This is a genomic window from Thiocapsa sp. C2-2m (assembly GCF_041903745.1).
Classification (GTDB): Bacteria; Pseudomonadota; Gammaproteobacteria; order Chromatiales; family Chromatiaceae; genus Thiocapsa; species Thiocapsa roseilacustris.
Genome location: NZ_JBBWVD010000003.1, coordinates 19,964 through 43,850 on the forward strand (window position 1 = coordinate 19,964; position 23,887 = coordinate 43,850).

22 protein-coding genes are annotated in these 23,887 nt (G+C 63.4%); 9 read left to right on the forward strand and 13 right to left on the reverse strand.

Annotated features, from left to right (window positions below; genetic code table 11):
* Positions 1–26 precede the first annotated feature (26 nt).
* The gene (gene rsmA, locus AADX97_RS02780; RefSeq protein WP_374231469.1) at positions 27–821 is read right to left on the reverse strand and encodes a 16S rRNA (adenine(1518)-N(6)/adenine(1519)-N(6))-dimethyltransferase RsmA; all 795 of its coding nucleotides are present in this window, start codon (positions 819–821) and stop codon (positions 27–29) included.
* A gap of 338 nt (positions 822–1,159) precedes the next feature.
* A complete protein-coding gene (gene tal, locus AADX97_RS02785) occupies positions 1,160–2,131 on the reverse strand; it encodes a transaldolase (protein ID WP_374231470.1) in 972 nt (323 codons plus the stop codon).
* 314 nt (positions 2,132–2,445) lie between these two features.
* Here tal and AADX97_RS02790 point away from each other — a divergent pair, with 314 nt between their 5' ends.
* Both AADX97_RS02790 and AADX97_RS02795 read left to right on the forward strand, forming a co-directional pair.
* The gene (locus AADX97_RS02790; RefSeq protein ID WP_374231471.1) at positions 2,446–4,008 is read left to right on the forward strand and encodes a CHAD domain-containing protein; all 1,563 of its coding nucleotides are present in this window, start codon (positions 2,446–2,448) and stop codon (positions 4,006–4,008) included.
* 97 nt (positions 4,009–4,105) lie between these two features.
* Positions 4,106–4,807, forward strand: coding sequence for a rhodanese-like domain-containing protein (locus AADX97_RS02795; RefSeq protein ID WP_374231472.1), 702 nt, complete (start codon positions 4,106–4,108; stop codon positions 4,805–4,807).
* 137 nt (positions 4,808–4,944) lie between these two features.
* On the opposite strand, the gene AADX97_RS02800 is transcribed toward AADX97_RS02795, so the two are convergent.
* The 7 genes from AADX97_RS02800 to hoxE all read right to left on the reverse strand — a co-directional run bounded on the left by AADX97_RS02800 (position 4,945) and on the right by hoxE (position 11,007).
* Positions 4,945–5,469 (reverse strand): hydrogenase maturation protease, encoded by a 525-nt coding sequence (locus AADX97_RS02800; RefSeq protein WP_374231473.1) that lies wholly within the window; start codon positions 5,467–5,469, stop codon positions 4,945–4,947.
* A 15-nt stretch (positions 5,470–5,484) separates the two neighbouring features.
* Entirely contained in the window at positions 5,485–6,912 is a 1,428-nt protein-coding gene (locus tag AADX97_RS02805; protein ID WP_374231475.1) for a Ni/Fe hydrogenase subunit alpha, read from the reverse strand.
* On the reverse strand, positions 6,909–7,253 hold the full coding sequence (locus AADX97_RS02810; RefSeq protein WP_374231476.1) for a hypothetical protein: 345 nt from the start codon (positions 7,251–7,253) through the stop codon (positions 6,909–6,911). Before AADX97_RS02810 ends, AADX97_RS02805 begins: the two co-directional genes overlap by 4 nt.
* A gap of 4 nt (positions 7,254–7,257) precedes the next feature.
* On the reverse strand, positions 7,258–7,800 hold the full coding sequence (locus tag AADX97_RS02815) for an NADP oxidoreductase (protein ID WP_374231477.1): 543 nt from the start codon (positions 7,798–7,800) through the stop codon (positions 7,258–7,260).
* A complete protein-coding gene (hoxU, locus tag AADX97_RS02820; protein ID WP_374231478.1) occupies positions 7,797–8,528 on the reverse strand; it encodes a bidirectional hydrogenase complex protein HoxU in 732 nt (243 codons plus the stop codon). The genes AADX97_RS02815 and hoxU overlap by 4 nt, the downstream gene beginning before the upstream one ends.
* A 374-nt stretch (positions 8,529–8,902) precedes the next feature.
* Positions 8,903–10,513: an NADH-quinone oxidoreductase subunit NuoF gene (gene nuoF, locus AADX97_RS02825; protein WP_374231479.1), complete on the reverse strand. Its 1,611-nt coding sequence runs from the start codon at positions 10,511–10,513 to the stop codon at positions 8,903–8,905.
* Positions 10,513–11,007, reverse strand: a complete 495-nt coding sequence (gene hoxE / locus AADX97_RS02830; protein WP_374231480.1) for a bidirectional hydrogenase complex protein HoxE — start codon at positions 11,005–11,007, stop codon at positions 10,513–10,515. The genes nuoF and hoxE overlap by 1 nt, the downstream gene beginning before the upstream one ends.
* Before the next feature lie 221 nt (positions 11,008–11,228).
* Between hoxE and pssA the strand changes: the two genes are divergently transcribed.
* The 4 genes from pssA to AADX97_RS02850 all read left to right on the forward strand — a co-directional run bounded on the left by pssA (position 11,229) and on the right by AADX97_RS02850 (position 14,851).
* Positions 11,229–11,981: a CDP-diacylglycerol--serine O-phosphatidyltransferase gene (gene pssA, locus AADX97_RS02835; protein ID WP_374231481.1), complete on the forward strand. Its 753-nt coding sequence runs from the start codon at positions 11,229–11,231 to the stop codon at positions 11,979–11,981.
* Positions 11,982–12,219: 238 nt separating this feature from the next.
* On the forward strand, positions 12,220–12,450 hold the full coding sequence (locus AADX97_RS02840) for a hypothetical protein (protein ID WP_374231482.1): 231 nt from the start codon (positions 12,220–12,222) through the stop codon (positions 12,448–12,450).
* Between the two features lie 133 nt (positions 12,451–12,583).
* Positions 12,584–13,750 carry a hypothetical protein gene (locus AADX97_RS02845; protein ID WP_374231483.1) on the forward strand — a complete coding sequence of 389 codons (1,167 nt, stop codon included), beginning with the start codon at positions 12,584–12,586 and terminating at the stop codon, positions 13,748–13,750.
* Between the two features lie 288 nt (positions 13,751–14,038).
* Positions 14,039–14,851, forward strand: a complete 813-nt coding sequence (locus tag AADX97_RS02850; RefSeq protein WP_374231484.1) for a UDP-2,3-diacylglucosamine diphosphatase — start codon at positions 14,039–14,041, stop codon at positions 14,849–14,851.
* Positions 14,852–14,901: 50 nt separating this feature from the next.
* Here AADX97_RS02850 and ampD read toward each other — a convergent pair whose 3' ends face one another.
* On the reverse strand, positions 14,902–15,612 hold the full coding sequence (ampD, locus tag AADX97_RS02855) for a 1,6-anhydro-N-acetylmuramyl-L-alanine amidase AmpD (protein ID WP_374231485.1): 711 nt from the start codon (positions 15,610–15,612) through the stop codon (positions 14,902–14,904).
* Between the two features lie 240 nt (positions 15,613–15,852).
* Here ampD and AADX97_RS02860 point away from each other — a divergent pair, with 240 nt between their 5' ends.
* Entirely contained in the window at positions 15,853–17,979 is a 2,127-nt protein-coding gene (locus AADX97_RS02860) for a DUF1631 family protein (RefSeq protein ID WP_374231487.1), read from the forward strand.
* The gene (gene nadC, locus AADX97_RS02865; RefSeq protein WP_374231488.1) at positions 17,972–18,865 is read left to right on the forward strand and encodes a carboxylating nicotinate-nucleotide diphosphorylase; all 894 of its coding nucleotides are present in this window, start codon (positions 17,972–17,974) and stop codon (positions 18,863–18,865) included. The genes AADX97_RS02860 and nadC overlap by 8 nt, the downstream gene beginning before the upstream one ends.
* Positions 18,866–19,045: 180 nt before the next feature.
* Here the strand turns inward: nadC and AADX97_RS02870 are convergent, their stop codons facing one another.
* The 3 genes from AADX97_RS02870 to AADX97_RS02880 all read right to left on the reverse strand — a co-directional run bounded on the left by AADX97_RS02870 (position 19,046) and on the right by AADX97_RS02880 (position 22,020).
* Positions 19,046–19,390, reverse strand: a complete 345-nt coding sequence (locus AADX97_RS02870; protein ID WP_374231489.1) for a chaperone modulator CbpM — start codon at positions 19,388–19,390, stop codon at positions 19,046–19,048.
* 3 nt (positions 19,391–19,393) lie between these two features.
* A complete protein-coding gene (locus AADX97_RS02875) occupies positions 19,394–20,320 on the reverse strand; it encodes a DnaJ C-terminal domain-containing protein (RefSeq protein ID WP_374231491.1) in 927 nt (308 codons plus the stop codon).
* A 107-nt stretch (positions 20,321–20,427) separates the two neighbouring features.
* Entirely contained in the window at positions 20,428–22,020 is a 1,593-nt protein-coding gene (locus AADX97_RS02880; RefSeq protein ID WP_374231772.1) for an AAA family ATPase, read from the reverse strand.
* Between the two features lie 313 nt (positions 22,021–22,333).
* Here AADX97_RS02880 and AADX97_RS02885 point away from each other — a divergent pair, with 313 nt between their 5' ends.
* Positions 22,334–23,884: a 2-isopropylmalate synthase gene (locus tag AADX97_RS02885; RefSeq protein ID WP_374231492.1), complete on the forward strand. Its 1,551-nt coding sequence runs from the start codon at positions 22,334–22,336 to the stop codon at positions 23,882–23,884.
* The last annotated feature ends 3 nt before the right edge of the window (positions 23,885–23,887 follow it).

The following is a 23,887-nucleotide window of genomic DNA, read 5'->3' on the forward strand; positions in this document are numbered from 1 at the left end:
AAATACCCCACTGTGATCGGTCAATTTCAGGGTACGAGCGTAGATTTGCAAGCGGCATTCGCCAAGCGCGCATAGCTCGCGACATCGAGGTTTTCGGCCCTCAAGGTCGGATCGATCCCGGTTGCGATCAGTAGCTGCGCATCCACCAGTTTGGAAAGACTGTTGCGCAGGGTCTTGCGACGCTGCCCGAAGGCCGCGGCGACGATGCGGGCGTGTAGTGCCGGGTCGTCGACGGGGTGGGGAAGCGGTCGATGGGGCCGCAGTCGCAGGAAGGCGGACTCGACCTTCGGGGCGGGGGTGAAGGCGCCTGCACCGATGCGAAAGAGACAGTCCGCCGAGCACAGCGTCTGAACCATCACCGAAAGACGTCCGTAGGTCTTGTCGCCCGGATCCGCGACGATGCGCTCGACGACCTCCTTCTGAAGCATCAGGTGCATATCCTCGATGCAGTCGGCCTGCTCCAGGAAGCGAAACAACAGGGGTGTGGAGATGTTGTAGGGCAGATTCCCGACGAGACGCAAGCGCTCGCCCTCATGCACGAGGGCGCGGAGGTCGAAATGCAGGGCGTCGGCCTGGTGGATCCGCAGATCGCCGAGCGGGCCGAGCCGATCGCGAAGTGGGCCGACGAGGTCGCGATCCAGCTCGACGACATCGAGCGAGCCGGCCGCGGTCAGGAGTCCTTTTGTGATGGCGCCCTGCCCGGGCCCGATCTCGACGACACGCTCGCCCGGCGTCGCGGCAATCACCCCGTGGATACGGTCGATCACCTGGCGGTCGTGAAGGAAGTTCTGGCCAAAGCGTTTGCGTGCGCGGTGCTCCATTAAACTGCGTCCGGCATGATATGGATTGGTTGCACCTCGATTCGGCCTCCGATCAATCCACGGCCGTCGGAGCCGACGCAGTTTAAGAGAGTATTTTTATTCATTTAAACCGCGTCGGCTCTAAGGTCGTTAATGGCGTCGAGGGGGGCGCGCTCCGGCGCCAAGGAAGGGAGGAGACGCGGTTTGGGTTTGGGAGCGGTTCAAAAAAATTAGTAAAACGACTCGACGAGAAAATGCCTTTGCCAGGGTTGTCGTTGTCGTAATCGGATTCCGGACGACCACGACCACGACCACGACAACGATTAGATTCGGTGTTTAACTGATTTCTAAGGCGTTACTTAGCAGTTGTGGCAGACTTCATGAGCGAATTGCTCGAGTTTACGCGTATCCGCGGCGAAGAGTCGGATACCCTCGGCGAGTTTTTCGGAGGCCATCGCGTCTTCGTTGAGCTCCCAGCGGAAGCCGGGCTCGTCGAAACCGACCTTCGGGATCTCCATACCGAGCGCTCTTTCGGGGTCGAGCTTGCGCGGGACATCGCCTTCGGTCGAGGCGAGCTCGCCGAGTAGGGCGGGCGAGATGGTGAGGTAGTCGCAGCCGGCCAGCTCCAGGATCTCGTCGAGGTTGCGGAAGCTCGCGCCCATGACGACGGTGTCGTAGCCGTGGCGTTTGTAGTAGTTGTAGATCCGGGTGACGGACTGTACGCCCGGATCCTCATCGGCCGGATAGCCGGGGACATTGTCGGCGTTCTTGTACCAGTCGAGGATCCGCCCAACGAATGGCGAGATGAGTGTGACCCCCGCGTCGGCGCAGGCAACGGCTTGGGCGAAGCTGAACAAGAGGGTTAAGTTGCAGTGCAGCCCCTGGCGCTGCAGGATCTCCGCGGCTCGGATGCCTTCCCAGGTCGAGGCAATCTTGAAAAGGACTCGGGTGCTTGGGTCGACGCCGGCGGCTTGGTAAAGCTCCACCAAGGCCGCTGCGCGCTTGAGTGTGGCCGCGGTGTCGAAGGAGAGCCGCGCATCGATCTCGGTCGAGACACGTCCGGGAACGATCTTCAGGATCTCCGTGCCGAAGTTGACGGCGAGCTTGTCCATCGTCGCGCGGGCCTGGTCCATCGGGTCGCTGCCGCCCCCGCGCGTGCCGAAGAGGACGGCGTCTTCGACCAGCTCGCGGTACTGCGGCATCTGGGCCGCTTTGAAGATCAGGGACGGGTTGGTCGTGGCGTCTTGAGGCTGGTACGCGGCGATGGAATCGAAGTCGCCGGTGTCGGCGACGACTGTGGTCATGGTCTTGAGTTGGTCGAGCTTGCTCATGGTTCTACACCTTTCTTCAAGGTTGAGACGCGTCGGCGTCGATGGGTCGACCTTAACGGAATCCGATGACGATTTCGAATCAGGCCCGGCGGTCCAGGTGCCTCGAAAGCAGGCCATGTCGTGCATTTAAGCAAAAAACGCGCCTGTCGTGCCTTAGGGGTCTTAGCGAGCATCACCGGGCGTGTCAGTGATCGGGTCGCTGGAATCTTCGATTCCATCCATCTGTTGCATGGACCAATAAGCGGTCAACTGCCGGATTTAGGTTCATACTCAAGACCTATCGGGTCAAGGGTACGAGGTGTTCCGAACATCCCATGAGCCATTCGACAACTGAGCTTCGGGTTCCCGACGGCACGCCGTTCCAACAGGTCTCGGATCTGCTGACGGGACTCTATCGCCCCATCCTCGCGCCCTCGGAGACGACGACGCGTGTGTTCTACGACACCTTCGACTGGGCGATCTTTCTCGACGGCGGTGCTTTGGAATGCCGCACCCAACGCTCGATGCGGCGCTTGATCCGAAGCGACCTCGATGGCGGGTCTCCGCCGCTGTCGCAGACCCTTGTCGGCGATCCCGGTTTCGCCTCCGACCTTCCGCGCGGTCCGGTGCGCGAGCGCATACTGGAGGTTTGCGGGATCCGACGGCTGCTCCCGCGGGTCGAGGTCGAGAGTCATGTCACCGTTTTTCGACTCGTCAACGACGATGCCGAGACCGTGCTGCGTGTCGAGATCGAGGCGCTGAGCGCACGCAACCCGGGCGGCGCGGTCTGCGGACCGCTCGCGTCGCGTATCCACCTCGTCGCGGAGCCCTACCACGAGCAGATTGCGCAGGAGGTGACCGATCTCCTCACCGAGCGACTCGGGCTCGAGGCCGTCCAGACACCGATCCTGTCTGAGGCGCTGTCGGCGTGCGGTCGATCCCCCGGCGACTATTCGTCCAAGATCGATGAGTGCCTCGATCCCGATCAGAGGTCGGACGAGGCGCTCAAGACGCTCCTACGGAGTCTGTTCGCGACCCTGGTCGCGAATCTGGGCGGTGCGCGAGAGCATCTGGACAGCGAGTTCCTGCATGACCTGCGCGTCGCCACGCGCCGCACGCGGTCGGCGCTGGGTCAATCGAAGGGCGTGTTTCCGGCTGATCTACTCGAGGATTACAAGGCCAGGTTTGCTTGGCTGCAGCAGGCCACCGGGCCGGTCCGTGACCTGGATGTCTATCTTCTGGATTTCGACCGCTATCGCGAGGCCCTGCCGGCGCGTTTGCGCCCCTGTCTCGGCGCGGTCCATTCTTTCTTGTCGGCCCGCCGGAGCGAGGAGCAGGGCCGCCTTGCCGTCGCGTTGGACTCCCCGGCCTTTGTCGATTTGATGCGGCAGTGGCGGATCTTCCTCGACGCGCCGATCGTCGAGAACCCGGCCGAGCCCAAGGCCATGCGTCCGATCAAGTCGCTCGCCGACCAGCGTATTCGACGCATGGTAAAACGCGTCCGACGCGAGGGGCTCGCGATTCGGCCGGACTCTCCCGCCGCCGAGCTGCATGAGCTGCGCAAGAGCTGTAAGAAGCTCAGATACCTCATGGAGCTGTTTCAGAGTCTCTACCCGCGCGCTAAGATCGCCCGACTGATCAAGTTGCTGAAGGCGCTGCTCGATCACCTCGGTCTTGTTCAGGATCTTGCGGTTCAAGCCGAGCACCTGCTCGACTGGGCCAAGCAGATGCATTGCGATGGCAGTGCCGATACCGAGACACTGCTGGCGATGGGTGCGCTCGTCGGACAGCTTTTGGAGCGTCAGGCGCAGGCCCGAGCGGCCTTCGCCGATGTTTTCGACCGGTATCTACACGACGAGCAACAGGCGTTGTTCCGTGCCCTATTCGAGAACGGCTGAGCCGCGCTTGCCGTTCGATGCATCGTCGGACCGCGGATGCCGGCCGTCGTCGATCAACAACCCTTGCCGCAGACGCGGTTCGTAGGAGGAGGTATCGATGAGATTGACTCTGCCGTCGTGCCTGAGTGCGTCGTTCGTTGTGCTCGCCGCTGCTGCAGCGGGCGCCGGCGCAGCCGACCCGGAGGAGGGGCTCTTCGATCTGGACGAGCTTCGGGTGAAGATCACCGAGACCCTTCCCTATGTCGAGGTCGAGCACGCGGGAAAGCCGGTCATCTTGATGCGTCACCAGGAGCCCGATCACACCATCGTTGCGCCCTACGACCAGACCGCCCGCGACTGTCCTCCCTACTGCATCCAACCGATGCAGCTCGCACCCGGCGTGGAGACCATCGGCGAGCTCGAGCTGATTGCCTATCTCGGGCGCGCAGCCAAGGGCGAGCCGATCCTGGTGATCGATTCACGCACCGAGCCCTGGGTGTCGCAGGGGATGATCCCGGGTGCGATCCATCTCCCCTACACGCGACTGGATCCGTTGCACGCGCAGCCCGAGGCCATCGCCGAGTTGCTGGAATTCGAGCTTGGCGCGATTCGCTTGAATGCGCTCTGGAACTTCAGCGCCGCCAAGACCCTGATCTTTTACTGCAACGGACCCTGGTGCGGGCAGTCTCCGACCAATATCCGTGCCTTGTTGGCGCTCGGGTATCCTGCGGATCGGATCAAGTGGTATCGCGGCGGGATGCAGGTCTGGGAGCAGCTCGGCTTGACGACTGTGAAGCCGTCGGCGCAGTCCGACGACTAAGGCGAATTCCCGACGCCTTCGTTCCAAGGGCGGAGGTTGTGCCGAGCCGAGCGAGGCACAACCAACCCTCGGCGCAAGTTGTGCTTCCTATCGTCAGCACAACCTACGGGTCGGGAATTTTGCGGTAATCGCCTAAGCTAGGGGATCGGAAGCGGCGTGCCTGTCTCGCGCGACGATGCGCCGGGAAGATGATCCGATGTTACGGGGATGCTCGGGTCGATCAGCCGCCGCACCCAATCCAGCATGGGCTCGATCGCCGCTTCGGCGGTCGGCGTCAGGACGTAATTGGAATAATCGAAGGACGTCCCGCATGCCGAAACCAGGAAGGTCTCGGGGACCCGGCCGTAGAGTGTCTCGCACCAGGCGAGCAGCTCGCGTGGATCGAGGAAATGCGCCATGGTCGACATGGCGCTGGCGTCGGGGGCGAGTGATCGGCAGCGGACCTCGCCCGGCGTGCCGTCGACCGCGGCATCGAGGAAGACGACACGGTCGTGCTCGACCAAATCGGCGACCAGCTCGGCGGTGAGGATGTGGCGCGAGATCACCTCTACACCTTCGGGCATGCCCTCGGCCTGCAGTCGATCCGCGACCAGCGGCCCGATTGCATCGTCGCCGCGGATGGGGCTGCCGTAGCCGATGATCAAGACCTTCCGGCCTTCCATGTGCGCCTGATCCATTCAGCCGCGCCTGAGCGTGTCGACGATCCGACCGCTCGCATCCTTGAGCTCGATGGCGAGCGGCATCTCGCCGAAGGCGTGCGAGGCGCAGGACAGGCAAGGGTCGAAGCAGCGGATGACCGCCTCGACGCGATTGAGCATCCCCTCCTGGAGATTGTTGCCGTCGACATAGGCGTCGGCGACCTGACGGATGCTCTGGTTCATGGCCAGGTTGTTGTGCCCGGTCGCGATGATGAGGTTGACCCAGGTGATGAGGCCCTCGTCGTTGATGCGGTAGTGGTGCATGAGAATCCCGCGGGGGGCTTCGGTCACCCCGATGCCTTCGTAACGGTTGCTGCGGGCACGGGCACGCACGCGCGCGTCGAGGATGGTCGGATCCTTGAGCAGGCGCTCCATCATCTCGAGCGCGTAGATGATCTCGACAAGCCGGGCATAGTGATAGTGGAAGCTGCTCGCGATCGGGCCGGATTCCTGAAGCATATGGAACTCGGCGAGCGCCACGTCGGCATAGGGCGTGCCGCAGGCATCGACATTGTTCAGACGCGCCAGGGGTCCGACCCGATAGATCCCTTTGGGATAACCGTGCGGTTTGTAGTAGGGGAACTTCATGTAGCTGAAGTCCTCGACCGCCTCGCCGATCAGGCGCTCATACTCGTGCGGCGGCACCATGTCTTCGAGGATGCGGCCCTGCGCATCCTTGAGGCGCAGGAAGCCGTCGTAGTGCTCCAGGTGGCCCTTGGGGCTCACCAGGCTGAGGAACATGGTCGGTTGATTGCCGAAGTGACTGGCCTCGTCCTTGAACTTGGGCACCAAGGTCTTGAAGAAGGCATAGGTGCGCTTGGCGATCTCCAACCCCTCGGGCATCAGCTTGAGCATCGCGTCGCGTTTCTCCGGAGTCAGCGGCTCGCTGACCCCGCCGGGTACGACCCAAGTCGGGTGGATCTTCTTGCCGCCCAAGGTCTCGATGATGGTCTGGCCGATCTGGCGCAGTCGGATGCCGTCTTTGGCCAGTGCCGGGTCTTGGCGCATGACGCCGAAGATGTTGCGCGAGACCGGATCCGAGTCCCAGCCGAGCAAGAGATCCGGCGAGGAGAGATGAAAAAACGACAAGGCGTGCGACTGCGTGATCTGCGCGAGGTTGATGATGCGGCGCAGCTTCTCCGCGGTTGGCGGGATGCCGACCGAGAGCAGGTGATCGCAGGCCTTGTTGGATGCCAGCACATGACTGACCGGGCAGATCCCGCAGGTGCGCGCGGTCAGTGCGGGCATCTCGCGATAGGGCCGGCCCTCGCAGAATTTTTCGAAGCCGCGAAACTGGGTGAGATGGAACTTGGCGTCTTCGACCTCTCCGTCGTCCCCGAGCTGCAGGGTGATGCGGGCATGGCCCTCGATGCGGGTGACGGGTTCGATGATGACGGTGCGGCTCATGGATGCGGCCCCTGGCGGTTGGGATTCGGAGTGGCGTCCGAGTCGTCGCCTTCGTTGCTCAAGGCGCGCTCGGTGATCTCGTGATAGAGATGGGTCATCCTGGCGATGATGTCGTCGAGCTCCGGGTGCTGCGTCCACTTGGACTGCTTGTCCCTGGCATCGGCGAAGACCTCGGTCAGGAACTCGATATCGAAGTTGTCGAGACGCGCGCCGCTCTCGACCTTGGCCTTGATGTCGAGCAGGCGCGGCAGGCGTTGCGTACGCAGACGCTCGAGGAGCGCGACGATCACGCCCGTGTCCGCGTCCTGTGGTGCTTGGCTTCCGGCAGGCGGCTTGGTCATGGTTTTAGGCTCCGAACCGCGTCACGGCGCTGGGATCCGGTATGCGCCCCGCGATCAGCTCGCTCAGCACGTACCAGATGGCGTCGGCGCTCGGCGGGCAGCCGGGCACGAAGACATCGACCCCCACGACACCGTGGATGGGTTTCACGACGGGCAGCAAAGCAGGAACTCCTCGAGTCGGGGTCTGCGGTTGGACGGTCACGGTGTCGCGGTAGGCGTGATCGATGACATCGGCGAGCTTGAAGTGGTTGCGCATGGCCGGGACGTTTCCGTTCACGGCGCAATCGCCTAAACTGACCAGGATCTTGCAGTGCTTGCGAAACTCATGCGCCTTTTCCAGGTCGTCTTCCGAGCTGATCGAGCCTTCCAGGATGCCTACATCTACCTCGTCGGGCAGGGTCTTGGTGTCGACCAAGGGGCTGTAGACGATGTCGACCTTCTGGACCAGCTCGATCAGACGCTCGTCCATGTCAAGAAAGGACATGTGACAACCCGAGCAGCCGTCGAGCCAGGTGGTCGCGACCGTGATCTTGGGCGATGTGCTCATTGGGCATGTCTCCGGCGGGCGAGAATCGGCAGGAAGTGTTGATCTTTGACCATTTCGCCGACCGAAGTGCCCTGCTTGACCAGCGCGCCGGTCGGGCAGACCTGGACGCATTTGCCGCAGCTGGTGCAGGTGTCGCTCTCGCCCCAAGGCTGCGCCATGTCGGTGATCACGCGGCACTCGCTGCCGCGGCCCATGACGTCCCACGTGTGGGCACCCTCGATCTCGTCGCAGACACGCACGCAGCGGGTGCAGAGGATGCAGCGGTCGTGATCGAGCCGGAACATCTCGTGCGAGCTGTCGACCTGGTAGCTCGCCTGCCGATAGGGCACGCGGACATGGTCGACTCCGCACTTCTGCGCCAGGTGCTGCAGCTCGCAGTGGCCGTTGGACACGCAAACCGAGCAGACATGGTTGCGCTCGGCGAAGAGCAGCTCGACGATGGTGCGGCGATAGCGCTGGAGCTTCTCGGTGTTGGTCTGGATCTGCATCCCTTCGGTCACGCGCGTCGAGCAGGCGGCCAACAGGCGTCCCTGACCGGCCAGCTCGACGAGACAGAGACGACAGGCGCCCCACACCGAGAGACCTTCGAGATAACAGAGGCTCGGGATCGGGATTAAATTCTCGCGACAGACCTCGATGATGGTCTCGTCTCCGCGGGCGGAGAGATCCCGGCCGTCGATATTGAGCGTGACGACGCGGACATTCGGTTGCTTGGCGGGTGGGGGCATATCGGCTCCGTCAACCTCGTTCGTGCATTTTGAACCGCAAAGGCGTGCAGGGTGCAACGCAGCGTCCGTCGCGGTCGATGTTCGCTTCCGGTGGTATCTTGTGGTGTCGAGCCCGGCCGCTCGACACCCTGTGTTCCTTGTCGCGCTTTGCGCCTTCGTGATCGCTAAAGCCTTCTCCGCGCTGAACCGCGTCCAGAGCGGAATGCGTTATTGTTGTGTTGCATTTGGCTTTTGGAGATGTCATCGACCTCGGTGCGACGCAGTTAAGAATTGCATATCCTTTAATACCTTAAACCGCGGCAGCTCCGACAGTCGTCGGAGCCGGCGCCCGCCATGCCACTCCAGCACATCATGCATACCGCACCGGGCGCGGTTTAAGCGTCGCCGAGCTTCGCTTCATACTCGTCGCGGAAATAACGCATCGTACTCAACACTGGATTCGGCGCCGTCTGCCCCAGTCCGCAGAGACTGGTTGCCTGCACGACTTCGCAGAGCTCTTCCAAAAGGGTTAGCTCCGCGCGCGTAGCCTGCGACTTGGCCAGCCGGTCGAGGATGCTGTGCATTTGCTGCGTGCCGGTGCGGCACGGGACGCACTTCCCGCACGACTCGGTCATGCAGAACTCCATGAAATAGCGCGCGACATCGACCATGCTCGAGGTCTCGTCCATCACGATCATGCCGCCCGAGCCCATCATGGTCCCGAGGGTCCTGAGGCTGTCGTAGTCTACGGCGATGTCGAGGTGCTGCGCCGGGATACAACCGCCCGAGGGGCCGCCGGTCTGCACCGCCTTGAAGGCCTTCCCGCCCGGGATGCCGCCGCCGATGACCTCGATGATGTCGCGCAGCGAGGTGCCCATCGGAACCTCGATCAGGCCGGTGTTGGTGATGGTCCCGGCGAGCGCGAAGACCTTAGTCCCTTTTGATCGCTCGGTGCCGATCGAGGCGAACCAGTCGCCCCCTTCGCGCACGATCGGGGCGATGTTGGCGAAGGTCTCGACGTTGTTGATGAGCGTGGGGTAGCCCCAGAGTCCCGACTCTGCGGGGTAGGGGGGACGTGGGCGGGGTTGGCCACGCAGCCCTTCGATGGAGGCCATAAGCGCCGTTTCTTCGCCGCAGACGAAGGCCCCGGCGCCGAGGCGGATTTCGACCTCCAGGCTGAACTGGGTATCGCCGATCTTGTTGCCCAAGAATCCCGATCGCTTGGCTTTGCGAATGGCGGTCTGGAGTCGCTCGACCGCGAGCGGGTATTCCGCACGGACATAGACGTAGGCCTTATTCGCCCCGATTGCGTAGGCGGCGATGGCCATGCCCTCGAGGACACGATGCGGGTCCGACTCCAGGATCGCCCGATCCATGAAGGCGCCAGGGTCACCTTCGTCCGCGTTGCAGATGACGTATTTCTGGGTCGCGGGCATCTTGGCGACGGTCGACCATTTCAGTCCAGTCGGGTAACCGCCGCCGCCACGTCCACGCAGACCGCTGTCGGTCACTTCGCGCAGCACATCGGCCGGGGTCATCTCGCTCAAGGCCCGGATCAGGGCGGAGTAGCCGCCCACGGCGACATAGCCTTTGAAGCTGTCGGGATCGATGATGCCGGCATTCTCCAGCACGATCTTCTGCTGGCGCGCGAAGAAGGGCTGATCCGTCGGGCAGAGCAGGCGTTCCACGGGCGGCCCGTCGAGGCTAGCGATGATGTCGGCGGCGTCATCCGCGGTCACGTCGCGATAGATCGTCGACTCTTCGAGCGAGCCGTCCCGGTCGGCGATCGATACCAAGGGGCCGGCAGAGCAGAGTCCCATGCACCCGACCCCTTTGATCTTGCATGAGGGTTTGCTCTCCCCGAGACCGGCGACGAGTGCATCCATGACGGGGGCCGAGCCGGATGACTGGCAACTGGCGGCCATGCAGACGCGGACCTCGCGCTCGACGTTCGCGTCGACAGCACGGTATTGCTCGGCCAGATCGGCCAGATCGTCGAGATTCATCAGCTCAGCTCCTCGAGCTTGGCAATGAGTGATTCGCTGTCGAGCTTGCCGAGGACGTCGCCGTCGATCACGATCGCCGGGGCCAGGCCGCAGGCGCCGACACAGCGTGCCGTCAACAGGGACAAACGGTCATCTTCGGTGGTTTCGCCCGGATTGATGCCGTAGCGCTCCTGCAGACGCTCGACGAGAGCACCGGCCCCTTTGATATAGCAGGCGGTGCCGGTGCAGACGACGCACGCATGGCGTCCTTTCGGCTTGAGCGTGAATAGGTGGTAAAAGGTCGCGACACCGTAGACCTTGCTCAGCGGCAGGTCGAGCGATGCGGCAACGAAACGCAAAGAGCCCTCGTCGAGGAACCCGAAGGCGTCCTGCACGCTGTGCAGGGTCTCGATCAAGGCGTGGTCGGCATAGCCGTTGCGGCGCATGGTTGCGTTGACGAGCTTCCAACGCTTGTCGTCACTGGGCAGTGGCGGCTTGGCTTGCTGCAGACTCATCTCCCCTCCGATTCAATGGGTCATGGTTGCCGAGCGATCGCGTCGCCGACGGCGATGCGACCGAACGATGCCACAAGTCGACGGCAAATGGATAGCACGACGATGTTCTTCTTTAACGCGCACTTTCGGTGCGCTCGGTGTCGCCGCGCTTTCTTTCGGTGCTGCACCGCTCCCGGCTATACTCGCAACACGACCAGATGGCCGCCAACGAGATCGATCCCATGGACAACGTGCCAGACACCCGAAAGCGACCACGCGGAATCTATTTGCTGCCCAATCTTTTTACCACGGCGGCGCTGTTCGCCGGGTTTTACGCGGTCCTCGCCGCAACCCAGGGACGCTTCGAGGCGGCTGCGCTCGCCATCTTCGCTGCCCAGTTGCTCGACGGGATCGACGGGCGCGTGGCTCGCATTACTCAGACGCAAAGCGATTTCGGTGCCGAGTACGACAGCCTTTCGGACATGGTGGCCTTCGGGGTGGCCCCTGCGCTGGTCGCCTATCATTGGGCCTTGGGCGGACTCGGTAAGGTCGGCTGGCTTGCCGCCTTCGTCTTCACTGCCGCAGCGGCCTTGCGCCTGGCACGGTTCAACACGCAGGTGCGGATCGCCGACAAGCGTTATTTCCAAGGTCTCGCCAGTCCGGCTGCCGCGGCCATCATCGCGAGCGGGGTCTGGCTTAGCGCGGATACGGGGGTCGCCGGGGCTGATGTCGCCTGGCTCGCGGCCATCCTCACTGCGAGCGCCGGTCTGCTGATGGTCAGTAATTTTCGGTACATCAGCTTCAAACAGCTCAACGTCCAGGGCCGGGTCCCCTTTCTTTTGGCCGTCGCAGTGATGCTTGGCTTTGCCGTCGTCTTTGTCAATCCGCCGCTGATGCTTTTCCTGATGGCGACGACCTATGCGGTTTCCGGGCCGGTGTGGACCCTGATGCGACTGCGCAAAAGTCGAGCGCGCCACCGGCGCGAGCGGCTTTGAGCTCGGTCGTAGACGTCTGATCCGTATTTGTTTGCGACCGAAGGTTGGAGTCAAACCGTCAAAGCCCGGTGCTGTGATTTGCTCGGGTCAGGAAACTGTTACGATGCACTCCGTGCAGAGACCAAGCGAGCGGCTTGGATTTTCACGGACCGACCTTGAGCGGATGGATCCGGTTGGCTTCCGACACCCTCGACGACGCTGTGTCGGGCAACACCAGATCGATCTCCGGAGGGCCGATATGAACGAGACATCCAAGAAGAAGCCGGGCCTGCTGCGCCGTCTCGGATCGGCGTTGTCGAAACGGCTGGTCCCGCGCGTTCCGGACGAGGTCTCGTGCTGCGAGTTCGATTGTCGGCGGGCGGAATGCGTCGGTGGCGATTGGGAGCGCTGTACATTACGTCTGGACTACGCCGAGCGACTCCGCGAGCAGCGCATAGAAGACGAAGATCAAAGAAAGGTTCAAAAATAGGTAAAACAACTAGACGAGAGAATACCTTTCCCACGGTTGTCGTTGTCGACAACGACAACGACAACGACAACGACAACGATTAGATTCGGTGCTCAACTTATTTCTGACAGGTTACCAAGAGAAGGCCTAAGCGATGTCATCGGGTCCGCGCGAGATCGTCACCCCTTTTCGGCCCATCCCGCTGGACGTTCCGGCGGGTCTGACGCCGAACGAGTTCTTCAACAGCGCCGAGAACCTTCGGGATCTGGTGCAGAACAACGGTCTGCTGCGCAACCAAGAGGATCTGCTGCTCTACCGAAAGGCGCTGGGGCATTCCACCGAGCTGGATTGCTCCATTATCTACGACACCTCCAAACGAATCCTCAACCCGCTCGGTCGTCCGGTGCGCCGCACCCAGGTCTCGCCGTCGGTGAAGCGCGTCTGGAACCGGATGAATCGAATCATCATCGAGGAGATGCTGCGACGCTATCCGGACCCGGGCGAGGCGCTGGTGATGGCCGGCGAGGCGAGCCTGGATGCCACCTGGCCTCTGACCTCGCCGGGCGTGCCGAGCATCCGCATGTTGCACAACCACTTCATCGTCTTCCCGATGGATCAGCTGCGTGCAGCCTCGCTGGCCGACCCGAGTCATCCCAACCTCACCGATGGAGGTCAGCACAGTCTCTTTCAGGCGCACATGCGGGATGTCTATCGCCGCTTCTTCGATGAGGCGCTTGACCTGCGCATCCTGCGAACGGTGCATACGGACGAGTCGCGCCTCGCGCTCACCGGCTACCCGGAGGGCTTGCCCTGCTGGGAGATCCAAGGTGGGGTCGCGGCCCTCGGTGACATCGCCTTTTGGGCGGAGTACGACGAGATCCTGCGCGGTTTTCTCGACTTCTATCGCACCTTCTTCTCGCAGGTGTCGAGCCGCAACGCGGAGATCTTGCGGGACGTCTTCTTTCCGAATCAGATCGAATCGGTCCTGCTCTTCGACAACGCCTTCATGCAAAGCGCCAAACGGGTTCGCGAGCGCTGTCTCGGCGACCCGGCCTACGCCAGCTCGATCCGTTGGGAGCCGGCCTTCAAGCAGCTCATCTTTCGGCATGACTCCGGCCGCTTGATGCTGACCATCAGTCAGAACTCGATCGGCAACGCCATCACCGAGCTGCTCGGGGTCGTGGTCAAGCGTGTTCCCGACCGTGACGCCTACCAGGCGTTCGAGCCGGCGCTCATCGAGCGTCTGCTCGAGATTCGGCGTCTGCTCGTCGCCGCCGACCTCGGCGACGGGATCGCGACCCCGCAGTGGGGCGCGGACTGAACCTCGCTCCCGTAAGCCGAGCACCGCACGGGTGGCCTCGTGCAGCACCGCAGATGCGTCGAGACCGTTCGTTGTCGTTGTCGTTGTCGTGATCGTGATCGTGGTCGTACCGATGGTCGACAACGACAACGACAACGACAACGACTAAGACAACGAAGATGATCTCGGAGGTTCTCGAGATCTCTGCACTGCCCCGAGATTTCATCGCATCTTCACGGTTCGTCAATATCCCGGCAATCGCGTTCGGAGATAATCTCCCGATGTTGATGGCTCGAGGCCGGGAATACGATGACCGACATCAAGCGCATGAATCCGTTGAAGTATCGGAGCATTTTCATCTCCGATATCCATTTGGGCTTTCGAGGGTGCCAAGCCTCTCTCGTGCTCGATTTCCTGCAATCGACCGAGTGCAAGCAGTTGTACCTGGTCGGCGACATCGTCGACATCTGGGCGATGAAGAACGGTGTTTATTGGCCGGAGGCCCACAATCAGGTGGTCCGCGAGGTGCTCGATAAGGCCAAGTGTGGGACCGAGGTTATCTATACGCCCGGCAATCACGACGAGCTGTTTCGCACGCATCTCGGCGCCGATTTCGGCAATGTGGCCGTGCGCGAAGAGGTGATCCACACCACGGCCGACGGTCGTCGCTTCCTGGTGATGCACGGGGATGCGTTCGATGCGGTGGTTCAGAATGGTCGATGGCTTGCTATGATCGGCGCGCGAGCTTACGACGGGTTATTGATGCTCAATGGACTGGTCAGCCGGATTCGCCGGGCGCTTGGCCTGGATTATTGGTCGCTGGCCGGGTATCTGAAGCACAAGGTCAAGAATGCCGTGAGCTATATCGGCAACTTCGAGGCGGCGGTCGCGACCGAGGCAGAGCGCCGTCAGGTCGACGGTATGATCTGCGGACATATCCATCACGCGGAGATGCGGGAGATCGCCGGGGTCGCCTACTGCAACTGCGGCGACTGGGTGGAGAGCTGCACCGCCCTCGTGGAGCATCACGACGGTCGGCTCGAGCTGCTGCGCTGGACCGATGCCTATCCCCAATCGGCGAGTATCGGGCAGGATCGCTTGGCCTTGGCGCGGGCCGGTTAACGGATCGTCGAGCGGGGCAGTCGGCAGTTCATTCGGCCGGCGGCTTCGGCTCAACTGCGCAGTTTCCTGCGCGAAATCGATCGCCGATAGCGACTCCAATCAAACGCCGGCCCCGGATCCGTCTTGCGACCGGGGGCGATCTCTGCGTGTCCCGCGATCCGTTCCTCGGTGATGTCGGGGTAGCGGTCGAGAATTTGTCCTGTGCACTTGGCAAGGCGCGCGTACTGCACCTCGGTGAACGGGATGTCGTCGGTCCCCTCCAGCTCGATCCCGATCGAAAAATCGTTGCAGCGCTCTCGTCCCGCGAACCGCGAGACGCCCGCGTGCCAGGCGCGCTGCTCAAAAGGGACATACTGCAGGAGCCGACCGTTACGCCGGATCAAGAGATGTGCGGAGACGCGTAGACCTGCGATTTCGCGAAAGTAGGGGTGTGCTGCGGGATCGAGACGATCGAGAAAGAGATCGTCGATCCAATCGCCTGAAAAGTCGCCTGGCGGCAAGCTGATATTGTGGATCACCAACAGATCGATGTCCGTGCCCGGCGGGCGGGCGTCCCGGCTCGGCGAGGGCCGACGCTCCGCGCCCGCAAGCCACCCCTCAGCGTCGATGTCCGCGTCGACACGACCCTCGTCGCCAACCTGCACTTCGGCTCCCGCTCGGGCATCGGTGTCCGGATCGCTGCGCGCGCAGGTCTCGCGCCTTGTCTGTGGCTCGATGTCGCCCGGGTGGGGGTCGACTGCTGTAGCGGTCTCGGGATTCATGACGCGCATCGCAAGCGGGCAGCGGTGATGAGCCGGCTGTGAGTGCGCCGATGCAAGGTGACACCGATCCCTGCATTGCTTACCATCATCGCAATAGATTCCATCGGTTCCTCGAGGTTTGCCGGCCGCCCCGTGCCTCGGATCATGATGGTGACATGACCGGCAATCGGCGTCGAGATTCACTTGATCAAGTCCCCGCGAGTCCACCCAGCATCCGGTCCCGGCGGCGATGCTTTGATCATGCGCGGGCGCTTCATGGCCGACAGCGCGCGTCTGCTTGGCGAGCGCCTGCCGTCGCTCTGGGGCGCTTTGTTCGGGAAGCTCGACGACGCTCTGCACGATCTCGCGGACAAGTCGACCAACGATGTGAGCTATCGGGTCTTTTTCGATGCACGCGAGATTCTCTTCAAACAACGCCAACGTCTTCAGATCGATTTTTTGCGGCGCGTCGAACAAGGGGCAGGCGATCGCGTCGGTCGGGATCGCGAGCCGGAGCAGGTCCATGGCAGGGGCAGGGAGTCGGGTTTCGTTGATCTGGCCTTGGTCGCGGAGTCCGATCTAGAGGAGATACTGGCTACCGAAAACCTGGTCTCGAAGGCGGAATCACGCTATCGCAGCGATTTGATGGAGCTGGATCGGCGTTTTGCCGCCGTGATGGGCTGGGGTGAGATCGGTCTCGAGGAGAATCCGTTCGGTCCGTCCGCCTTGTGCCATGCGTTTCGCGATGCCCTGACCGCACTTCCTCCGCTTGAGCCGTCCGTCAAGCTCGTCGTCTACAAGCTCTTCGATCGGCATGTCATGGATCAGTTGGGCGATTTCTACCGTAGTTGCCTGAGACAGCTCGGGCCCGCTTCATCCGAGATCGCCATCCCTGCTGCAAGGCCGCACGCCGCCTCGCCGCTCGCGTCGTCTTCCCGCACGCAGCGCAAACCGGAGATGCCGGTCCAGCCCGCGGACAGCCTCTCGATTCCGTTCGATGCGTTGCGGAGCTTGCTTGCACGCCAACGACCAAGCGGCACCCCGCGCACCGATAGCGCTCCGGTGAAGGTCGGGACGGCCGAGCTTCTGGGCTTGTTGGACAATCTTGATGTCGCTCCGGACCCGGCGATCGGCTATCCGGCGTCGGAGGCGCTTCTGCGTGCCCGACTGTCTGCGGCGCTTTGCGTCGAGGATCGTCCGAGACGTGCCTTGGCGGAGCGCGACGAGGATACGCTCGATCTGGTTTTTCTCTTCTTCGAGCATCTGTTGGCCGGCGGTGCGATTCCCGACGCCATCAAGGTCCTGATCGCAAGGATGCAGATCCCGGTCGTGAAGATGGCGCTGTTGGACAAGGATTTTTTCTCCGACGATACACATCCTGCACGAGTGTTGATCAACAATATCGGCCGGGCCGCGATCGGTTGGAGCGATGCCGACGGACGCGGTGCCGACAGTCTCTACGGCATGATCGAGCGAGTGATCGAGCGACTGTTGCTGGATTTCGACGGGGATCCCAAACTGTTCGCCCGAATGGATCGGTATTTCAGGGCCTTCCTTGCACGAGAGGATGCCCGAGCCGTTGCCGTAGCCGGGGATCCTCCCGCCGTGCCGCACGGCGGGCTGTCGTCTGGCCTTGCCGGCCCGGCCATGGTGATCTTCGACGCCGATCGACCCGGCGCGCCTGCCGATCTCGCACGCGAGATGGTCGAGGCTACACTCGCCGATCGCCTGGCGCCCTATGCGCGGATCCCGAGCACGGTCGAGGTCCTGCTGCGCGAGGGCTGGTCGCTGGTTTTGCTTGAGATCCATCGCTCCCGGGGCTCGGGCAGCCCGGATTGGCAAGCCGCGCTCGAGTTGATCGATCGACTGCTCTGGAGCGTGAGCGCGAAAGGTACCGCCGAGGAGCGTCGCCAGTTGCTCAATCGGATCCCGCGCCTACTTGAGACCTTGCGGCGGCGGCTCTCCGAGGTCGGCTGCGATCCGCGTCTGACGGCACGGTGGCTGGGGGAGCTACAGACCCTGCATCTGGATGTGCTTCAAGGCTCGGCGCGCTGCGCCGTGCTCGGCGGCTCCGCTGTCGAGGCCGGCCGCTCGGTCCCGGCTCCGATCCCGGTTCCGTGCGGATGCGCGATCGGCGATTGGATCGATTGGGCTCGCGAGGACGTCGGGCGCGTCCGTCTCAAGCTGGTCGCGTGGAGCCCCGCGCGCGAGGAGTTGTTGTTCTTCGACCGACATGGGCGGTCTCCGACGCGTTTTTCCGCTCGGGGTCTCGCCGAGGCGATCGCGGCCGGACGGGTCAGGATTCTGGGCAACGGTGAGATGCCGCTGACGGATCGGGCCTTGCGCGCGATGTTGACAAGTCTACATAAGGCGCCCTCCGATGGCTGAATCGTATCAAGAGATGAATCCCTCGCGCGGTGCGGCTCGGCCGGTGCAGCTTCCGGCCCCGCGTCTGATCGAGGCCCAGGTCCGAGCTGCGCTCGAGGAAGATGTCGGTACGGGCGATCTTACGGCTGCCTTGCTGCCGCGCGATCGACGCGCCCGAGCGGAGTTGATCACGCGCGAGCCTGCAGTCATCTGCGGATGTGTCTGGTTCGAGACGGTGTTTCGAGTGCTTGATCCCGAAGTTGCGGTCCTTTGGGAGATTGCCGACGGCGGTCGCGTTAGCCCCGGGCAGCGTCTGGCGCTGATCGAGGGCCCGTCGGCCGCTCTGTTGACCGGCGAGCGCACGGCCATGAATTATCTTCAGACCCTCTCCGGGACGGCGACCCGCGCGGCTGAATTTGCCGCCGCGGTCGCCGGTCTGCCCGTTGCGGTGTTGGATACCCGCAAGACGCTGCCCGGTCTGCGCGTCCAACAGAAATACGCGGTCCGCTGCGGGGGCTGTCACAACCACCGCATGGGTCTGTTCGACGCGATCCTGATCAAGGAGAATCACATCCTCGCCGCGGGCTCGATCCCGTCCGCACTCGCCGCCGCTGCGGCCGTCGCGGCCGATGCCGGCGTGGAGATTCAGATCGAGGTCGAGAGTCTCGACGAGCTGCAGACGGCCTTGGACGGAGGAGCCGAGTCGATCCTGCTCGATAACTTCGCGCTCGGGGATTTGCGTCTGGCGGTCGCCATGAGCGCGGGGCGTGCCCGACTTGAGGCGTCGGGCGGCATCACGCTTGCGACCATTCGGGCCATCGCGGAAACCGGTGTCGACCGCATCTCGGTCGGCGCGCTGACGAAGGACGTGACCGCGGTCGATCTCTCGATGCGGTTCGTCGGCTAAACCGCGTCCGGAGCGACATTCGTTATGATCACTTGCGTTTGGCTTCGATCTCGGCGAGACGCGGTTTAGAATTTAAAATCCAATATTTTTTAATATCTTAAACCGCGCCGGCTCCGGCGGTCGTCAAGTCGGCCGGAGCCGATCCCATCCAACAACGTCGCATAGAGCACCGGGCGCGGTTTAACCGAGCTCGCGCGTGCGCCTTTGCCCTAGTTGGTGCTCGAGCGCGCGGAGTCGTTCGCGCAGCTCTTCCAGCTCGTCGAGCAGATCGAGCGCGAGTGCGGTGCCGGCGAGGTTGAGGTCGAGGTCGCGCTGCAGGCGCACGGCTCGGCGCGCTCGACGCACTTCAAAGCCGTCGAATCGCCAGTCGTCGGGGGCTTGGCCCTTGGGCCGCAGGAGCCCCTCGGTGACCATCAGCCTCACCACGCGGCCGCTGGAGCCGCACAGCTGGGTCAGCTCGGTGAGTGTGACCGTCAGCCCCTCGTCGAGCACGATCCCTTCAATGCGTGTCTCGGTCTGCGTCATGGGTCAGACTCCCATCTCGGCCCTTGGATTGAAGTTTAGACGCTCGGCCATCTCGCGATAGGCCGCCTTGGCGGTATCCGTGGTTGCGGGGGGGGTGACGATCTCAAGCATCACCAGCTCGTCCCCGGCCGGCTCGCCGGGCAGCCCCCGACCCTTCAAGCGCAGGCGCTGCCCGGACTGAGATCCCGGAGGGACCTTAAGGTTCACTGTTCCGCCGAGTGTCGGGACCGAGACGGACGCGCCGAGTGCGGCCTCCCAGGGCGCGATGGGCAGTCGCAGGTGGATGTCTTTGCCGTCCGTGGTGAAGTATCGGTGCGGATTGATCTCGATCTCCAGATAGAGATCGCCGGCATGACCGCCGTTGACCCCGGGGGCTCCTTGGCCGGCCAAACGGATCTGGCGACCCTGTGTGACGCCGGGCGGGATACGCACGTTCAGGGTGCGGGTGCGCGAGGTGACGCGCCCGTCCGGGCCGACCTCGGGGATGTCGAGGCGCAGCTGCCGCGTCGCGCCACGATGGGCATCCTCCAGGTCGATCGCGATGCGCGCGGTCTGATCCTGACCGCGGCGCCGTCGTTGGCCCTGGGCTCCTTGATGAAACTCGCGCCCGAAGATGCTGGAAAAAAAGTCGCTGAACTCGGCTGCATCGTCGGCGCCGAAATGGAAGTCGTGTTGAACGCCGCCGGGCGGCGGGCGGAAATCCTGGCCGGCGTGCCAGCTGCTGCCGAGCGCATCGTAGGCGGCCCGCTTTTCCGGGTCGTGCAGGACCTCGTTGGCCTCGTTGATCTCTTTGAACCTGGCCTCGGCGTCGGGCTCTTTGCTGACGTCCGGGTGGAATTTGCGCGCGAGCTTTCGATAGGCCCGCTTGATCTCGGGTTGGGTAGCGTCTCGCGCCACGCCCAACGATTTATAATAGTCCTTGTATTCCATCGCAGCGCCTCGAAGGTTTGGCCGACACGGACTCGTGAACCTCGTGTTGTGGGGGGAGGTATGGGCTGGCGACGGTCATTGCACGGGTCGCGGTCAAGTGAAGGGGCTCAATCAAGGCGCTCCGGCGGCTGCCCGTCTATGGTCGTGCGAGCGATTTGCATGCCTGCGAATGCAATCTCGGCGGCGTCATCGAGCGCGACGGCGGCCGGTTCGTCTTGCTCATCGGGTGCGTGCGCCTGAACGGTTCGGCCGAGTGCCCAGGTGCGCAGCGCTTGAAGCTGGCCGTGCATGACGACGGACAAGGGTTGGGTGTCGGCGATCTCGCGCAAGAGGCTGCTCGTGGTCAGACCATCCCCGGCGGTTTCGTCGGTATAGAGTGCGGAGACGACGGCCTGCTCGATGCCTGCGCCGGTAAAGCCGTCGCTCGCGTCGGCGAGGCGAGCGAGATCGAAGCGTTCGGGATCGAGACTGCGCTTGCGTAGATGGATCGCGAAGATCTCGCGTCGCACGGGCGCGCCGGGTAGATCCACGAAGAAGAGCTCGTCGATCCGCCCTTTGCGGATGAGCTCGGGCGGGAGTCGGGAGATGTCGTTCGCGGTCGCCGCGAGGAAGACGCGTGTGTTGCGCTCGGCCATCCACGTCAGCAGGGTGCCGAGGATGCGCCGGCCGACCCCGTCGTCCTCCGCACCGGTTGCGACGCCTTTTTCGATCTCGTCGATCCACAAGACGCAGGGCGACATGACATCGGCCGTCGCCAATGCCTTGCGGAGGTTCTTCTCGGTTTCGCCGATATATTTATCGTAGAGCGCACCGAACTCCAGGCGCAGCAGCGGCACGCCGAAACGGCCGGCAACGGCCTTCGCGGCCAGACTCTTGCCGCCGCCCTGAACGCCCAGGAGCAAGACGCCACGCGGGTGGTCCCGGGTGCGGCCGGGATCCAGGAAGGCATCGCGGCGGCGATCGATCCAGGCCTTGAGGTTGCCCAGACCGGCGACCTCGGCGAAGGAGCGGGTGTCGTACTCGAAGCTGATGGCCCCCTCGGGGCTGAGCAGATCGTATTTGGCGCGTTTGACCGCCTCTACGTCCTCCCGGGTGATGGCGCCGTCGTGACGAATGGCGTTGCGGATCAGGCGGCGCGCGTCGGACTCGGTGACCCCGAGCAGGTTGCGGGCGAGTTGATCCACCGCGTCGCGACCGGTCCTGAAGCTGCGCCCGCCGGAGGAATCCTGCCAGCGCTTCGCCTCTTCGCGAATCAGGCCCATGATGCGCTGGCGGTCCGGTAGGCGCAGGCCGAACCGCACGCTCAGATGGTGCAACTCGGGCGGAACCTCGAGCGCATGACTGACCAGGACCAGGGTGCGGGGCAGGTCCGCGTAGCCTTGAGCGATCTCCTTTAGAAGGCGCACATGCAGCGGATTGTCGAGATAGGGATGAAAGTCGAGCAGCAGATAGATGCCGCGTTGCTGTGTGGAGCGGATATTGCGAAGCGCCTCGGTCGGATCGGCCAGGCGACCTTGCGGCTCGGTATCGAGCTCGATGCGTCTTAGCCCTTCGGTAACCGACCAGCGAAAGGCCGGCTCGGCGAGACGCACGGCAAGCCCGGCGAACAGATCGACGACGCGCGGCTCCTCGATCGACTCGATGAGCACGATCGGGGTGTCCGACCGCAATAGAATCTCCAGGTCGTGCAGGTCCGGCATCATCGCGTGAATGGCCTCCTCGGGATCCGTGGGGCGTCGAGTTGTCGGTTTCCGGCGGGCTCGGGACAGTAATCTCCGGGCCCGGCTCCGAGCGCCGCCGACGGCAGCTTATACAGGAACCGATGCGGGTCACAAGATCCCGAGTCGACATCCCGAGTCGACAGATTCCGAATCGTCCGACACAGGTCCGATCCGTCGCGAGATCGCCCCGCCTTCGATCCGGGGGCATCGCTCCCGCGCGGATCGCCTACAATAGCCTTCCGAAGGCCAGGTTCCCTCCTTACCAGACGGCCGCGCGACTCAGAGACCACCCATGACCGCAAAAGACCACTTGATTATTTTCGACACGACCCTGCGCGATGGCGAGCAGAGTCCGGGCGCATCCATGACCCGCGACGAGAAGGTCCGCATCGCGAAGGCGTTGGAACGGATGCGTGTCGATGTGATCGAGGCGGGCTTCCCGATCGCGAGTCCGGGCGATTTCGAGGCGGTCAAGGCGGTGGCCGAGACGGTCAAGGAGAGCCGTGTCTGCGGACTGGCGCGTGCGCTGGACAAGGACATCGACCGCGCCGGCGAGGCATTGGCGGGGGCGGTCGCCGGGCGGATCCATACCTTCATCGCCACCTCTCCCATCCATATGCAGCGCAAGCTGAACATGACCCCGGATCAGGTACTCGCACAAGCGGTGCATGCCGTCGCGCGGGCGCGGCGTTACACCGACGATGTGGAGTTCTCGCCCGAGGACGCCGGACGCTCCGAGATCGACTTCCTCTGTCGGGTGCTCGAGGCGGTCATCGATGCCGGTGCCGGAACCGTCAATATCCCGGATACCGTGGGCTACAACATCCCCGATCAGTTCGGCAGCCTGATCCGGACCTTGCGCGAGCGGATCCCGAACGCCGACAAGGCGATCTTCTCGGTGCATTGTCACAACGACCTGGGGCTTGCGGTCGCCAACTCGCTTGCCGCCGTGCGCAACGGTGCCCGCCAGGTGGAATGCACCATCAACGGTCTCGGCGAGCGCGCCGGCAATGCCGCGCTCGAAGAGATCGTGATGACGGTGCGCACCCGTCAGGATCTGTTCGACTGTCAAACCCGACTCGATGCGACCCAGATCATGAACTGCTCGCGCTTGGTCTCGGGCATCACGGGCTTTGCGGTGCAGCCGAACAAGGCGGTGGTCGGCGCCAACGCCTTCGCGCACGAGTCCGGTATCCATCAGGACGGGGTGCTCAAGCATCGCGAGACCTACGAGATCATGCGCGCCGAGGACGTCGGCTGGAACGCCAATCGGATGGTGATGGGCAAGCATTCGGGTCGCAACGCCTTTCGCACGCGGCTGCAGGAGCTCGGCATCGCCATGGGCTCCGAGGAGGAGCTCAATGCGGCCTTCTCGCGCTTCAAGGATCTGGCCGACAAGAAACACGAGATCTTCGACGAAGACCTGCAGGCGCTGGTGACGGATGCGACCCTGGATGCGGCCAACGAGCGGGTCAAGCTGGTCTCGCTGCGGGTCTGCTCGGAGACCGGCGAGACCCCGTGTGCGAACCTGGTGCTGTCGTTTGACGGAGAGGAGCTGACCGGGACCGCCAGCGGCGGCGGACCCGTGGACGCGACCTTCAAGGCGATCGAGTCGATTGTCGACAGCGGAACTCTACTCAAGCTCTACTCCGTCAACGCCATCACCAGCGGCACGGATGCCCAAGGCGAGGTGACGGTCCGGCTGGAGCGCGGCGGGCGCATCGTCAACGGGCAGGGCGCGGATACCGACATCGTGATCGCCTCGGCCAAGGCCTACATCAACGCCTGCAACAAGATCCTCCAGCCTGCCCAGCGCGCCCATCCGCAGACCGGCGACGTCTGAGCC

What these genes read in the sequence shown, in the direction of transcription:
- rsmA (WP_374231469.1), bottom strand. Translation starts at nt 821, where the DNA reads ATGGAGCACCGCGCACGCAAACGCTTTGGCCAGAACTTCCTTCACGAC.
- tal (WP_374231470.1), bottom strand. Translation starts at nt 2,131, where the DNA reads ATGAGCAAGCTCGACCAACTCAAGACCATGACCACAGTCGTCGCCGAC.
- AADX97_RS02790 (WP_374231471.1), top strand. Translation starts at nt 2,446, where the DNA reads ATGAGCCATTCGACAACTGAGCTTCGGGTTCCCGACGGCACGCCGTTC.
- AADX97_RS02795 (WP_374231472.1), top strand. Translation starts at nt 4,106, where the DNA reads ATGAGATTGACTCTGCCGTCGTGCCTGAGTGCGTCGTTCGTTGTGCTC.
- AADX97_RS02800 (WP_374231473.1), bottom strand. Translation starts at nt 5,469, where the DNA reads ATGGAAGGCCGGAAGGTCTTGATCATCGGCTACGGCAGCCCCATCCGC.
- AADX97_RS02805 (WP_374231475.1), bottom strand. Translation starts at nt 6,912, where the DNA reads ATGAGCCGCACCGTCATCATCGAACCCGTCACCCGCATCGAGGGCCAT.
- AADX97_RS02810 (WP_374231476.1), bottom strand. Translation starts at nt 7,253, where the DNA reads ATGACCAAGCCGCCTGCCGGAAGCCAAGCACCACAGGACGCGGACACG.
- AADX97_RS02815 (WP_374231477.1), bottom strand. Translation starts at nt 7,800, where the DNA reads ATGAGCACATCGCCCAAGATCACGGTCGCGACCACCTGGCTCGACGGC.
- hoxU (WP_374231478.1), bottom strand. Translation starts at nt 8,528, where the DNA reads ATGCCCCCACCCGCCAAGCAACCGAATGTCCGCGTCGTCACGCTCAAT.
- nuoF (WP_374231479.1), bottom strand. Translation starts at nt 10,513, where the DNA reads ATGAATCTCGACGATCTGGCCGATCTGGCCGAGCAATACCGTGCTGTC.
- hoxE (WP_374231480.1), bottom strand. Translation starts at nt 11,007, where the DNA reads ATGAGTCTGCAGCAAGCCAAGCCGCCACTGCCCAGTGACGACAAGCGT.
- pssA (WP_374231481.1), top strand. Translation starts at nt 11,229, where the DNA reads ATGGACAACGTGCCAGACACCCGAAAGCGACCACGCGGAATCTATTTG.
- AADX97_RS02840 (WP_374231482.1), top strand. Translation starts at nt 12,220, where the DNA reads ATGAACGAGACATCCAAGAAGAAGCCGGGCCTGCTGCGCCGTCTCGGA.
- AADX97_RS02845 (WP_374231483.1), top strand. Translation starts at nt 12,584, where the DNA reads ATGTCATCGGGTCCGCGCGAGATCGTCACCCCTTTTCGGCCCATCCCG.
- AADX97_RS02850 (WP_374231484.1), top strand. Translation starts at nt 14,039, where the DNA reads ATGACCGACATCAAGCGCATGAATCCGTTGAAGTATCGGAGCATTTTC.
- ampD (WP_374231485.1), bottom strand. Translation starts at nt 15,612, where the DNA reads ATGAATCCCGAGACCGCTACAGCAGTCGACCCCCACCCGGGCGACATC.
- AADX97_RS02860 (WP_374231487.1), top strand. Translation starts at nt 15,853, where the DNA reads ATGCGCGGGCGCTTCATGGCCGACAGCGCGCGTCTGCTTGGCGAGCGC.
- nadC (WP_374231488.1), top strand. Translation starts at nt 17,972, where the DNA reads ATGGCTGAATCGTATCAAGAGATGAATCCCTCGCGCGGTGCGGCTCGG.
- AADX97_RS02870 (WP_374231489.1), bottom strand. Translation starts at nt 19,390, where the DNA reads ATGACGCAGACCGAGACACGCATTGAAGGGATCGTGCTCGACGAGGGG.
- AADX97_RS02875 (WP_374231491.1), bottom strand. Translation starts at nt 20,320, where the DNA reads ATGGAATACAAGGACTATTATAAATCGTTGGGCGTGGCGCGAGACGCT.
- AADX97_RS02880 (WP_374231772.1), bottom strand. Translation starts at nt 22,020, where the DNA reads ATGCCGGACCTGCACGACCTGGAGATTCTATTGCGGTCGGACACCCCG.
- AADX97_RS02885 (WP_374231492.1), top strand. Translation starts at nt 22,334, where the DNA reads ATGACCGCAAAAGACCACTTGATTATTTTCGACACGACCCTGCGCGAT.